At 68.5% G+C, this 13,340-nt stretch carries 10 protein-coding genes; 9 read left to right on the forward strand and 1 reads right to left on the reverse strand.

Features of this window, described 5'->3' with window-relative positions; genetic code table 11:
• Positions 1-1,873: MMPL family transporter (locus MJ783_RS03875; protein ID WP_239308535.1), on the reverse strand; the 1,873-nt coding region annotated here is incomplete at its 3' end.
• Positions 1,874-2,020: 147 nt separating this feature from the next.
• Here MJ783_RS03875 and MJ783_RS03885 point away from each other — a divergent pair.
• The 9 genes from MJ783_RS03885 to ispH all read left to right on the forward strand — a co-directional run.
• On the forward strand, positions 2,021-2,671 hold the full coding sequence (locus MJ783_RS03885; RefSeq protein WP_239381299.1) for a TetR/AcrR family transcriptional regulator: 651 nt from the start codon (positions 2,021-2,023) through the stop codon (positions 2,669-2,671).
• A gap of 98 nt (positions 2,672-2,769) precedes the next feature.
• Positions 2,770-3,243, forward strand: coding sequence for a DUF192 domain-containing protein (locus MJ783_RS03890; RefSeq protein ID WP_239308536.1), 474 nt, complete (start codon positions 2,770-2,772; stop codon positions 3,241-3,243).
• Between the two features lie 339 nt (positions 3,244-3,582).
• Positions 3,583-4,413: an SDR family NAD(P)-dependent oxidoreductase gene (locus MJ783_RS03895; RefSeq protein ID WP_370651431.1), complete on the forward strand. Its 831-nt coding sequence runs from the start codon at positions 3,583-3,585 to the stop codon at positions 4,411-4,413.
• A 318-nt stretch (positions 4,414-4,731) separates the two neighbouring features.
• A complete protein-coding gene (gene hpnC, locus MJ783_RS03900; RefSeq protein WP_239308537.1) occupies positions 4,732-5,748 on the forward strand; it encodes a squalene synthase HpnC in 1,017 nt (338 codons plus the stop codon).
• Entirely contained in the window at positions 5,745-6,650 is a 906-nt protein-coding gene (hpnD, locus tag MJ783_RS03905) for a presqualene diphosphate synthase HpnD (protein ID WP_239308538.1), read from the forward strand. The genes hpnC and hpnD overlap by 4 nt, the downstream gene beginning before the upstream one ends.
• Positions 6,647-8,473, forward strand: coding sequence for a hydroxysqualene dehydroxylase HpnE (gene hpnE / locus MJ783_RS03910; RefSeq protein ID WP_255724099.1), 1,827 nt, complete (start codon positions 6,647-6,649; stop codon positions 8,471-8,473). The genes hpnD and hpnE overlap by 4 nt, the downstream gene beginning before the upstream one ends.
• Positions 8,470-9,486, forward strand: coding sequence for a polyprenyl synthetase family protein (locus MJ783_RS03915; protein WP_239308539.1), 1,017 nt, complete (start codon positions 8,470-8,472; stop codon positions 9,484-9,486). Before hpnE ends, MJ783_RS03915 begins: the two co-directional genes overlap by 4 nt.
• A gap of 78 nt (positions 9,487-9,564) precedes the next feature.
• Positions 9,565-11,568: a terpene cyclase/mutase family protein gene (locus MJ783_RS03920; RefSeq protein ID WP_239308540.1), complete on the forward strand. Its 2,004-nt coding sequence runs from the start codon at positions 9,565-9,567 to the stop codon at positions 11,566-11,568.
• Between the two features lie 134 nt (positions 11,569-11,702).
• Positions 11,703-13,340, forward strand: a 1,638-nt coding sequence (ispH, locus tag MJ783_RS03925) for a 4-hydroxy-3-methylbut-2-enyl diphosphate reductase (protein WP_370651432.1), incomplete at its 3' end; no start/stop codon positions are given.

Raw genomic sequence — 13,340 nt, forward strand, 5'->3', positions numbered from 1 at the left:
CGATCCGGTTGTCCCGGCGGACCAGCCACTCCTCGTGCATCCGGCTCACCAGGAAGACCTCGTAGTCCATGGACAGGCCGAAGAGAATCGCGAACAGCATCACTGGCAGGAACGGTTCTATCGGACCGCCCTTGACGCCGACAATGCCCGCCAGCCATCCCCACTGGAAGATCGCGACAATCACGCCGAACGCCGAACCGACAGCCAGCAGGTTCATCACGGATGCGGTGAGCGGGACGATGACACTACGGAACACCGCTACGAGCAGGCTGAACGCCAGCGCCACGACCACGCCGATGAAAAGCGGGAGCTTGCTCGTCAGGACGTCGGAGAAATCCTGGTAGGTCGCGGTCGCGCCACCCACCTTGACGTCCAGAGCGCTGCCCGCGGTCACCCGCGGGATGATCGTGTTGCGCAGGCGCTTGAGCAGGGCCGCCGTCCGCGCGTCCTGCGGGCTGGTCATTGGGAACAGCGCCACTGTCGAGGCCTGTCCGTTCGGGCTTGACCGCGGTGGCGTGACGAACGCGACCCCGGGCTCGGCGCGCAGCGCGGTCACCACCGTGTCGAGAGTCTCCGTGTCAGCGGGGGAACGGATCGCGGCGACCAGGGTGAACGGGCCGTTGAAACCGGGCCCGAACCCACTGGCAAGAAGATCATATGCGCGCCGGGAAGTCCTCGACGGAGAGCCGTTGCCCTCATCCCCGCTACCGAGCCGCAGGGCGAAGAAGGGCAGCGCGGTAATCAGAATCAGGGTGGCGGACACCGCCGCGTACATAGCCGGCCGCCGTTCGATCCGACGCGCCGAGCGCCACCAGAATCCGGACGGACGCGCGGGTTCCGGGCCTTTGTGGGTGAGCTTGACGCGCTCGGCCCGCCCGAGCACCTTCATGCCGTAGAAGCTGAGCAGCGCTGGCAGCAGGGTCACCGCGGTCGCCATGGTCAACGACACGGTGAGGGTCGCGGAGACCGCGACGCCGTAGAGGAACGTCACGCCGAGGGCGTACATACCGAGCAGGGCGATGCACACGGTGAGCCCCGCGAACAGGACAGCCCGCCCGGATGTGTTGATAGCCGTGACGGCTGCTTCCTCCGGCGTCTTGCCCGCTCGCAGGCCGATCCGGTGCCGGTTGACGATGAACAGAGCGTAGTCGATGCCCACGCCCAGACCGATGAGGGTTGCCAGTGTCGGTCCGAACTGGGCGATGGACATCACATGTGACACCAGACCGATGCAGGCCATCCCGACGCCGAGGGCGATGACCGCGGCTACCAGGGGCAGCGTCATCGCCAGCAGGGTCCCGAAGGCGATGAACAGGATGATCGCGGCAGCTACGACACCGAGGAGCTCGCTCGTGTTCTGCTGGGGCTGCTCCACAATGGACACCGCGCTGCCGGACAGCTCCACCTGGAGTGCCCCGCCATCGGCCTCGCGGGCGGTGTCTATGATCGCTTTGAGGTCGTCGCGGGGGATGTCAACCGCCTGATCATCCAGCGCGACCGTGGCGAATGCCGTTGTTCCGCTCCTGGTGAACTGCTCCGCGCCCCGCGGTTCGAATGGGCTCGTCACATCGACGACATGCGGGAGGCTGGCGACCCGCTGGAGCATCGCGGCGGCGTCCGCCTCGAGCACGGGGTTGTAGAGGGTGCCGGAGCGGGCGTGCAGCACGATGCTGGCGGTCTCTCCGGATGCCGCGGGGAACTCGTGTTTGAGCAGGTCGATAGCCTGCTGTGACTCGGTTCCGGGGAGCGAGAAGTTGTTCTTGTAGTCGGTGCCGACAGCGTAGGCGGCCCCGCCGAAGCCGAGCAGGGCGGCGAACCACAACAGTAGGACGATCCAGCGGTGACGGAAGCACCAACGCGCGAGCGATGCCACGGGTTTCCCCCCGGTCTGGGCCGATGGACGGGTCAGGGTGATCGGCCGATCGGGGTAGTTTACCGATCGGTCAGTAAATATGGGTCTGCTTGGCGAGGGTATAGGTTCTTCGCTACCGACCTCCCGGTGAGAGGGGTGTGGGCGACGATGTCCGGCCGCGTACCGCGCGCTAGCACGGGGGACACGCGCGACCGGATTCTCGCTGTCGCTGTGCAGCTCTTCAACGAACAGGGTTACGCGGGGACATCAATTCGTGACATTGCGGAGCGGCTTGGTATGACGAAAGCCGCTCTCTACTACCACTTCGCGTCCAAGGACATGATTCTGGATGCAGTGGTCCAGCCGTTCGTAGAGGCGTTCGGTCATGTGAGGGATCTCTCGCGCGTTGATCCACCGGCTTCGGCTCGGGCGATCATCGAGGGTCTGGTCGAGGCAATGGCCGGGCCGGGCGCTGTGCTGTTCGCCTTCGTCAACGATCCGTCAGTGATCCATCGACAGATCGGCAAGGGTGACATTGCATCTCATCAGGATGCGATTGTCGCCGCTCTTGCTGGGCCCGATCCCACTGAGTTACGGATTCTGCGGGCGCGTTGCGCCGTGGGGTGCGTGCAGGCCGGTATCCTCGGGACCGCGCTGGCACGACGAGCGCTGGCCCGTGCCGCGTCCACTCCCAGCAATGGGAGCAGCCTGGGGGCGGCCGGCGCGGTGGTGGCCGGTGATAAAGTTGACCAGCCGTTGGTTCCTGACGACGTTCGGCAGGAGGTCGTTGAGGCCGCGCTCGCGGCTCTCGGATGCTGAGTTTTCAGGGATGGCTGATGGCGATCGTGGCGTAACGGGGCGCCCCGCGAAATCGACCGGTAAGGGGGACCTTGTGCTGCCGGCGGAGTAGCGTCCGAATGGTGTTCTGGTCACGTCAGGTGCTTCTGCTGGTCGCTTTACCGCTTGCCGGAGCCGCTGTCTGTCTGGCCGCGACGGAAGGTTCGGGCGCGCGCGGCGGGCCGCCGGTGACCACGAAGGTGCGGGTTGGCACAGTTACCCTTGTCACGGAGATCGCGGACACGCCGGCGGCGCGGGCGCGGGGGCTTATGGGCCGTACGTCACTTCCTGCCGGAACGGGGATGCTCTTCATCTTCAACGGTGAGTCTTCGGCGGGTTTTTACATGTACCGGACGCTGTTGCCGCTGTCCGTTGTCTTTGCCAGGTACGGGCGGGTTGTCACGGTTCGTGAGATGATGCCGTGTTCCGAGGCCGACTCACAACGTTGCGAGATCTATCGGGCCGACTCGGTCTACACAGAGGTAGTCGAAGCGCCTGGGGGTACCTTTAGAAACGCTGGCACACGTCCAGGTGACATGATCGAATTCGGCTAGCCACATCAAGGGCGGCAGTGTGTCGGTGATGCAAAATCGACGTTCCGATGTGAGAAGAGCTACAAGTCGGCAATCCTATTTTGGGGGAATGTCGATGGGATGCCATGTAGTGCTTGCAGTGTGGATCCGTCGTTGACGTGACGGGTCCGACAGGGCTTTCGGCGTGGTGTCGCCCAGCCGACGATGGACGTTCCGGCCGTGGGGCGATGAAATAGGGCTAGGCCGAACGTGGCCGACCGTTTGTCGCCAGCGCTGTCGACACCCAGGTTCCGAAGGCCTGACCGCGACCGTCTCCCATCCCGGGAGGAGGCGACCACCGCGCGACCGGAGGGTTTTGTTGTGCACACACCGGCCCGTCCCACTGTTCCGGACAGCCGTTTGCACGTTGTCGCCGAGCCGTCCCGTTTCGGCGGTAACCGGGGGTGGCCGCCCAAGACCGCGATCGTCACTGGCGCCAGCAGTGGTATCGGCAGGGAGGCGGCGCTGCTCCTCGCCGCGATGAACTGTCAGGTCCTGCTGGTCGGCCGTAACGGCGTGGCGCTTGACGAGGTCGCGGCATCGACGGAGGGGCATCGAATTGCCGTCGACCTGTCTGTTCTAGGGTCGGAGTCCATGGTAACGCGCCGTGCTGAGGATCTCCTCGGTGACCTGGACCTACTGGTCTGTGCGGCTGGCCTTGGCTCGGCGGGGCCCTACGACCAGCTTTCCCACGAGTCTCTCGTCGAGCTGGTGGCCATCAACCTGTTGTCGCCGATGGCGCTCGTCCGATCGGTGCTTCCCGCCATGCTGGAACGCGGGCACGGGCGCATCCTTCTGGTGGGCAGCATTGCCGGCGCTCTCGGCGTCCGTGGTGAGGTTGCCTACTCGGCGACCAAGGCGGCTCTGGTCGGGTTTGCGAACGCGCTACGTTCCGAGGTTTCTGGCCGGGGCGTTTCGGTTACTCTGTGCTTCCCCGGGGCGGTTGACACCTCTTTCTTCCACCGCCGTGGAGCGCCGTACGTCCGAAGGTGGCCACGTCCTCAACCAGCCCGCCTTGTCGCCGAGCGCATGCTGTTCGCGGCTGGACGGGGACAGGCCGAGGTGTGGGTGCCCCGCTGGCTGTCGCTTGCCGCCCGCGTAAACGGAGCCGCGCCGCCGCTCTACCGGCGGCTGGCGAGTGTCTTCGGGTAGGTGGGTCGCTACCGTAAGTTGTTTGGGTGTGGGTCGCCCATGGCACCTGGACGGGACCCCGTCCACCGGCCGCGCGACCGGCGTGGGACCGCTGGCTGGACGGCTTCGCGGTGGTGACCAGCGAGCGCCGCGGGTGTGCGCCAGATGGCGTTCCCCCGCTGGTGGCCTTGATGGTTCCGCCGGCCGGCGGCGGCACGACTGTCGCTGTTCCCGCACCGCCGGAGACCCGATGGATCTAGAAAGTTGACCTGTTCGAGCGCACCGTCGGGTTGCTCCGGCGGTTCGCGCCAGGCCCAACCGCTGACGAGGGGGAGGCGCATGACTGCTAGCGACGCAACGATCGGCCCAGCGCCAGGCGGGCCGACGGGAACATCCGGCGCGCCGCTGCCCGGCGGCGAGGCCCTCACGTCCTCGCCTCAGGATGTGCTGAGGGCGGCTTCCGCCGAGAACTTCACGGTGTCTCCGCTGATTCTCCCGGCCCGGCAGCGGCAGCACCTGTTTGCCATCTACGGATTCGCCCGGCTCGTCGATGACATCGGGGACGAGGCGAGCGGCGACCGGCTCGCCCTGCTCGATACGCTAGAAGAAGATCTTGAACGGATCTGGGCGGGAACGCCGACTCTCCCAGTCAACCGGGCGCTGGTGCCGACCGTCCGGGAGTGCGGCCTGGATCCCGAGCCGTTTCACCGGCTCGTCGCGGCCAACCGGCAGGACCAGCTTGTCACCCGTTATGACACCTTCGACGACCTGCTGCGTTATTGCACTCTGTCCGCGGATCCGGTCGGTCGCATGGTGCTGGGGATCTTCGGTGTCGACACGCCTGATCGGGTCGCCCTGTCGGACCGTGTCTGCACGGCGCTCCAGATCGTCGAGCACTGTCAGGACGTGGCCGAGGACTTCACAGCTGGGCGGATCTACCTGCCCCGTGAGGATCTCGCCAGCTTCGGGGTCCGTGAACAGGATCTGGCACGCCCCGGCGCGGGGCCCGCGTTCCAGGACCTGATGGCTTTTCAGGTCCGGCGCGCACGCCGCATCCTCGACGAAGGCACTCCACTGGTCGGGCTGGTGAACGGCCGGCTGCGGCTTGTTCTCGCGGGGTTCGTCGGCGGTGGCCGCGCCGCGCTGGACGCGATCGTGCGGGCCCGCTGGGACGTCCTGGGTGGTGCTCCCACCGCGCCGAAGGCGCGGATCGCACGATATGGCATGACCGTGGCCCTCGCCTCGGTGACACCGTCCGCCCGCCGGGCCGCTCGTGCGGCACGACTCGGGCTCCCTCCGCTGGTCACTGGCGGCGGGACTATCGCGAAGCCCAGCGGGCACGGAGGTGGCGAATGACCGTCAATGGGCCCCTGCGACCGCCTACAGTCGTTGAGGCGTACGCCGCTTGTGAAAGCCTCACCCGGGCGGCCGCACGTAACTTCTCCTATGGCATCCGGCTGCTCCCGGCGGAAAAACGGGCGGCTCTTTCCGCGGTCTACGCCTTCGCCCGCAGGCTCGACGACATCGGTGACGGTGATCTTCCCGTGGCTGAGAAAATCGTCCGCCTGGCAGCGGCCCGTGCTGATATCGCGGGTCTCGGCGCGTCCAGCTCGGATCCGGTCCTGGTGGCGCTCAGCGACGCCTGCCGGCGTTTCCCCATCCCGGTGGATGCCTTCCGTGAGCTGATCGACGGCGTTGAGATGGACCTGCAGGGGATCACCTACGAATCCTTTGATGATCTTGTCGGATACTGCCGGCGGGTGGCCGGCACCATCGGGCGGCTGTCCCTGGGAATCTTCGGCACTGAGGCGGCCCGGGCGAACTCCAACGCCGCCACGGTCGCCGACGAACTCGGGATAGCCCTGCAGCAGACCAACATTCTGCGAGATGTCCGGGAGGATCTGATTATCGGCCGGGTCTATCTGCCGCGGGCTGAGCTGGACAAGGCCGGTATCACCCTCGCAGTGGGCTCGAACGGGCAGCTCGGCGGTCCATCCGACGCGCTTGTCGAGTATCTGCGTACCTGCGCGCGCCGCGCCGACGACTGGTACGCGCGGGGCCTGAAACTCCTGGGCATGCTCGACCGTCGAAGCGCCGCATGCTGTGGGGCGATGGCCGGTATTTACCTGCGGCTCAACCGCCGGATCAGGACGGACCCGACGCCCGTCCTGCAGGAGCGGCTGTCACTGCCCGGATGGGAGAAAGCCGTGGTCGCCGCCCGCAGCCTGGCCGGCCGTCCGGAGGTGTCGGTCGTATGAGCGTGTCCGTGACGCCCCAGCCGACGCCGGCTCCGCCTGCTGCCGCCACGGCACCCGGTCACGGGACGCACCGGCTGGTCGTGGTCGGGGGCGGTCTGGCCGGCCTGTCGGCGGCGTTGGTTGCCGCCGACGCCGGGGCCGACGTGACCGTGCTGGAGGCACGGCCGCGCCTGGGCGGGGCGACCGCCTCGTTCGCCCGGGACGGTATGTGGGTCGACACCGGCCAGCACGTCTTCATGCGCTGCTGCACGGCCTACCGGGCGTTCCTGCGTCGCCTCGGGGTCGTGCACCTGACCACGTTGCAGGATCGGCTGGACGTCCCGGTGCTGCTCGCCAGGTCGGGCGCGCGGGCCCGGCTACGGCGCACCCGCATCCCGTGGCCGGCGCCGTTGCACCTGACCCCGGCCCTGCTGGGATACCGGGCGTTCCCGATCGGTCAACGGTTGCGTGCGGCCCTCGCGGCCTACCGGCTTGGCCGGCTCGACCCGAGCCGGCCCGAGGTCGACGGCGCCTCGTTCGGCAGCTGGCTGGCTGGCCAGAGACAGTCACCGGCAACCATCGAGGCTTTGTGGGAGCTCCTGACCGTCGCCACCCTCAACGCCCCGGCGGATTCGGCCTCACTGGGCCTGGCCGCCACTGTCGTGCGTACCGGTCTGCTTGAGCGGGCGGACGCCGGGGACATCGGCTGGGCCGACGTCCCCCTCCAGCGGCTGCACGGCGAGGCCGCCGCGGCGGAGCTCGCTGATGTCGGGGCGGAGGTCCGGACCGGTGTGAAGGTCCGTGAGCTGACGAAAACAGCGTCCGGTTGGCGTGTGGTCACCGACAGCGGCCCGATCGATGCCGACTCGGTGATTCTTGCCGTGCCTCCACCGGCGGCCGCGGCCCTGCTGCCGGCGGGCGCGGTCGAGAACCAGGACCGTTTTGCCGATCTTGGCTCCGCGCCGATCGTCAACGTCCACATGATCTATGACCGCACAGTGCTGGAGTGCCCGTTTCTCGCGGTGGTCGGATCCCCGGTCCAGTGGGTCTTCGACCGCACCGCGTCGAGCGGGATCGCGGCATCCCCGCCCGCCGCGGGGGCCGGAGCGGATCACCCGTCGCGTGCGGGCGCGCAGTATCTGGCGATCTCGCTGTCGGCCGCCGATGAGTGGATCGACCGGCCGGCCGCTGAGATCCGCGCCATCTTCGTCGAGGAGATGCGCCGGTTGCTGCCGGCCGCGCGAAACGCCGAGGCGATCGAGGTGTTCGTGACCCGCGAACGCACGGCAACGTTCCGCCAGGCGCCCGGCACGTATGCGCTGCGCCCCGGTCCCGCCACGGCGCTGCCGGGACTCGCGCTCGCCGGTGCGTGGACCGACACGGGCTGGCCCGCGACTATGGAGGGCGCTGTCCGCAGCGGTCTCGCCGCCGCGAAGGTGGCGCTCGGCGGCTGGCGGCCCGGCCCCCCGTCGCCCGGTTCGACCCGCAGGTTGCTGCCTGTGGTCGAAACAGCTGGCGGTGCTTCAACGCGCATGGGTGGATGCGGGGCGTCAGCGGATGATCCGTGCAAAACGTCACAATCCTCCCGGACGCCTGAGGCCAACGTCCCGGGCGAGGGACCGTCGTCTTCTACCCCATCAGGATCATCGACCCCCGGGGTGACGGGCCGCCCGGGCGACCCACCCGATGCTGACCGCCAGTCAGCATCGACAGCGCTTCCGGCACCGTCCGTGCGATCGGCGCAGACCACGGCATCGGTACCGACCACGACATCAACCACGACATCGACATCGACCACGACCACGCCTTCGGCGGCGGCACCGACAGGGGGATTCCCGGCATGACCACTTTGGTTCCCGATGCGATCGAGCGGGGCCGGACCCTGACAGTGCCGGCGCTGCGCGCCGCTGTCGACCGGCTGCACCCTCGGCTGCGCCGTGTGGTTGCCTACCACCGCGGCTGGATCGACGCGGAAGGTAACCCGCTCGCGGGCAGCGGCGGCAAACTGGTGCGTCCGGCGCTGGCGTTGCTGTCGGCTGAGGCGGCTGGTGCCGCCGTCGAGGTCGGGCTTCCCGGCGCGGTCGCCGTCGAGCTCATCCATGACTTCTCACTGCTGCACGACGACCTCATGGACGGCGACACCGAGCGCCGGCACCGCCCCACAGCCTGGACGGTGTTCGGTGCCGACGGCGCCATCCTCGCTGGTGACGCCTTGCTGGGGCTGGCTACCCAGGTGCTGCTGGAGGTCGACGGGGAGGTCGGACGCCGTGCCGCGGTGATGCTCGGGGCGGGTGTCCAGGACCTTGTCCGCGGCCAGGCCGAGGATCTGCATTTCGAAACCCGCAACGACATCACCGTCGCGGACACGCTGACGATGGAGGACGGCAAGACCGGCGCGCTACTGTCCTGTTCGACCGCGATCGGGGCGGTGCTCGCCGGCGCTCCGGCCCGCCTCGTCGATGGTCTCGCCGAGTTCGGATCGCGGCTGGGGACAGCCTTCCAGCTGGTGGACGATCTGCTCGGTATCTGGGGCGACCCGGCGGTGACCGGTAAGCCGGTCCTGTCGGATCTGCGCTCGCGCAAGAAGTCGGTCCCGGTCGTGGTGGCCCTGGAGGCGGGTGGCGCCGAAGCCGACGAACTGCGCGCCTTCCTCGCCGCCACCGGAGAGCCGACCGAAAGCGACCTGCACCGTGCCGCCGAGCTGGTTCAACGCGCCGGTGGCCGTGACTGGACCACGGCTGAGGCTGATCGCCAACTTGACGCGTGCGCCGAACTGCTGGCGTCGTTGGCCCTGCCGTCGCTCGTGGAAGCCGAACTGCTCGCCCTCGCCCGTTTTGTAACGGAACGGGATCGGTGATCTGGCTATGACACTGCTGTTCGTACTGGACCGGGAGTTCACACCACACCGGGACCGACATGTGGACGGGAGCCGCTGATGAGCTCGACCACCGACTACCGGGAATCCCAGGTCTTCTCCGACACGGTGACGGCAGCCGCCGTCCGGGCCAGAGATCACCTGCTGTCGTTGCAGTCCGACCAGGGCTGGTGGAAAGGCGAGCTCGAGACCAACATCACCATTGAGGTGGAGGACCTGCTATTCCGCGTGTTCCTCGACATCCTCACCCCTGATGTGCTTGAGCAGACCGCCCGCTGGATCCGTTCGCGCCAGACCGAGAACGGCACCTGGACGACCTACTACGGTGGCCCGCCGGACCTCAGCACGACCCTTGAGGGCTACATCGCGCTGCGGCTTGCCGGGGACAGTCCGGATGCCCCGCACATGCGGGCCGCCGCGGCGTACGTCCGGGAGAACGGCGGACCCGCCGCCACCCGGGTGTTCACCCGGATCTGGCTGGCGATGTTCGGCGAGTGGTCCTGGGACGACCTGCCGGTCATGCCGCCCGAGCTCGTGCTGCTGCCGTCGTGGTTTCCGCTCAACCTGTACGACTTCGGCTGCTGGGCCCGGCAGTCGATCGTGCCGCTGGCCATCGTCGGCACGTTCCGGCCCAAGCGCTCGCTCGGCTTCGGGATCGACGAGCTCAAGGTCGAGTTCCCGGCGCGGCCGCTGGCACCGCTGCGGTCCTGGACGGGCGCGTTCCAGCGGATGGACGCGTTGCTGCACCGGTACGAGCGCCGCCCGCTGAAGCTGCTCCGCCGGCACGCGATGCGCCGAGCCGCCGAATGGATCATCGCCCGGCAGGAGGCCGACGGCTGCTGGGGCGGTATCCAGCCGCCCTGGATTTATTCGATCATGGCGCTGACCATGCTCGGCTACCCCATGAACCATCCGGTGATCGCGACCGGGCTGCGTGGCCTGGAGCGTTACACAATCCGGGAGCGGAGGCCGGAGGGGATGGTCCGCCGGCTGGAGTGCTGCCAGTCCCCGGTGTGGGACACCGCGCTCGCCGTCGTTGCTCTGCGTGATGCGGGTCTTGCCGCCGACCACCCGGCCATGGTGCGCGCGGCCCGCTGGCTCGCGGACGAGGAGGTCACCATTTCCGGCGACTGGGCGGTCAAGCGTCCAGCGTTGGCCCCCGGTGGCTGGGCGTTCGAGTTCGACAACGACGGGTACCCCGACGTCGACGACACCGCCGAGGTCGTGCTGGCCATCCGCCGCCTGCTGCAGCCGTACAGCGGTATCGGCGGGATCGGCGGGATCGGGACCGGCGGGATCGAGGCCGCTGGTACTGGGGCCGGTGGGATCGAAACGGTGGATCCCACCCTCGCGGCCCGGCTGCGGGCAGCCGAACGCCGCGGTGTGGACTGGGCGATCGGGATGCGCTCGGCGGACGGCGCATGGGGGGCCTTCGACGCTGACAACACCCGGACGCTTCCTACGAAGCTGCCCTTCTGCGACTTCGGTGAGGTGATCGATCCACCGTCCGCGGATGTGACCGCGCACATGGTGGAAATGCTCGTCGAGGTCGGCCAGGCCCGCAATCCCATCACCGAGCGGGCGGTGAGCTGGTTGCTGGCCAACCAGGAAGCGGGCGGTTCGTGGTTCGGTCGCTGGGGCGTCAACCATCTCTACGGTACCGGCGCGGTCGTGCCGGCCCTGATTGCCGCGGGGGTGTCCGCCGACCATCCGGCGATCACTCGGGCCGTCCGGTGGCTGATCGAGCATCAAAGACCTGACGGCGCCTGGGGTGAGGACCTACGCTCCTACACCGATGACGCCTGGATCGGCCGTGGTGAGCCAACCGCTTCGCAGACGGCGTGGGCGCTGCTCGCGCTGCTCGCCGCCGCCCCGGCCGCTCCCGCGGTCGAACGGGGAGTGCGTTGGCTGGTTGACACGCAGCGGCCGGACGGAACCTGGGACGAGCCGTACTACACGGGCACCGGGTTCCCTGGAGATTTTTCGATCAACTACCATCTGTATCGGCTGAGCTTCCCGCTGACCGCGCTCGGCCGATACCTGAGTGGCGGGTCCGCATCATGACTTTCTCGGCACCGGACACATCACGGACAGCGGGTCCCGCCGAAGCATCCAAGCCGTCGGCGCTCCCGGCATCCCGGACACCGCAGGCAGCGCCAGCACCGCAGGCAGCACCGGCCGTCCAGGCGGCCGACGCCGTGACCCCTGGCACGCCGGTCGTCGCCACGTCGACAATCACGGCCAGATCGTCGATAACCGGGTCCTCCTCGGCTGGGGCCGAGCTGGGCCAGGCTGGCGCACCAGCCCTGTCCGCGGCGGCCCGGCGCCGGCCGAGGCTGGTCGTGGCCGCGCCGTTGCGGCTGGAGGCCTGGGCCGCGGCCCGCTCCGGTCTGCCCGCGGGCACGATCCTCATCCGGACCGGAATGGGCCCCGCTCAGGCCAACCGGTCCATCCGGATCATCCGGGAGGCCCGGGCCGATGCGGTGGCCCTGGTCGGTCTCGGCGGTGGGCTCGCGTCGGGGGTCAAGCCGGGGGACGTCGTGGTGGCCGACGAGGTCCGCACCTCCGACGGTTCGGTGAGCGCGCGCTGCCCGTCCGCCCCCCTGCTGGCTGGTGAACTGCGCCGGGCAGGCCTGACCGTCCATGTCGGCCCGGTCGTGTCGGTGCCCCGGCTGGCGATCGGCACCGCGCGCGCGGAGCTGGCGGCGACCGGGGCGATCGCCGTGGACATGGAATCCGCGCAGATCGCGCCGGGGGCGAACGGGGTGCCGCTGGCGATCGTCCGCGTCATCGTCGACACCGACGAACAGCCGTTGGGACGCTTTGACCTGGCCCGCCGGGGGATCGCCGGACTGCGGACGATGATGACTCTCGGACCGGTGCTGGGGCGCTGGTCAGCGGCTGTCGGATCACGTCAGGTGCTGCTTGCCGAGCCCAGGGCGTTCTGTGCCGGCGTCGAACGGGCGATCGAGGTGGTCGAGCGGGCACTGGAGATGCACGGGGCGCCGGTCTACGTGCGTAAGCAGATCGTCCACAACAGCCACGTGGTAGCTGATCTTGCTCGTCGCGGTGCGATCTTTGTCGAGGAGCTCGATGAGGTTCCAGCCGGGGCGACTGTGGTCTTCTCCGCGCACGGAGTCGCCCCCGCTGTCTGGGAACAGGCCGGCGATCGCAGCCTGTCGGTGATCGACGCCACCTGTCCGCTGGTTGAGAAGGTCCACGCGGAAGCTCGCAGGTTCACCGCGCGCGGGGACACCGTCCTGCTTATCGGGCATTCCGGGCATGAGGAGGTCGATGGCACGCTCGGGGAGGCACCCGGGAAAATCACATTGGTGGAGTCACCCGATGACGTCGCCAGGCTCGAGGTCGAGGACCCCGAACGGGTCACCTATCTCATGCAGACCACGCTCGCGGTGGATGAGGCTGAGGAAGTGGTCGACGCGCTGCGTGACCGTTTCCCGTCCGTGGTCGGGCCGGGATCGGCGGACATCTGCTATGCGACATCGAACCGGCAGAACGCCATCCGGCGGGTTGCCATCGAGGCCGATCTGGTGCTGGTGGTCGGGTCGCAGAACAGCGCCAACTCACGCCGGCTGGTCGATGTCACCGAACGTGAAGGGGTGCCGGCCCGCCTCGTCGGGGACGTCGGTGAGGTGGACATGCGCTGGTTGGTCGGTGCCGACACCATCGGCATCTCCGCGGGGGCGTCCGCGCCTCCCACTCTTGTGGACGAGCTGAGCAGGGCGTTGTCGGGTCTTGGACCGACCACGGTCGCGGTCCGTTCGGTCGGTACCGAGACGATCTCGTTCCATCTGCCCAAGGAGCTGCGCCGCCAG

It is taken from the genome of Protofrankia sp. Cj3, assembly GCF_917627355.1.
Classification (GTDB): Bacteria; Actinomycetota; Actinomycetes; order Frankiales; family Frankiaceae; genus Protofrankia.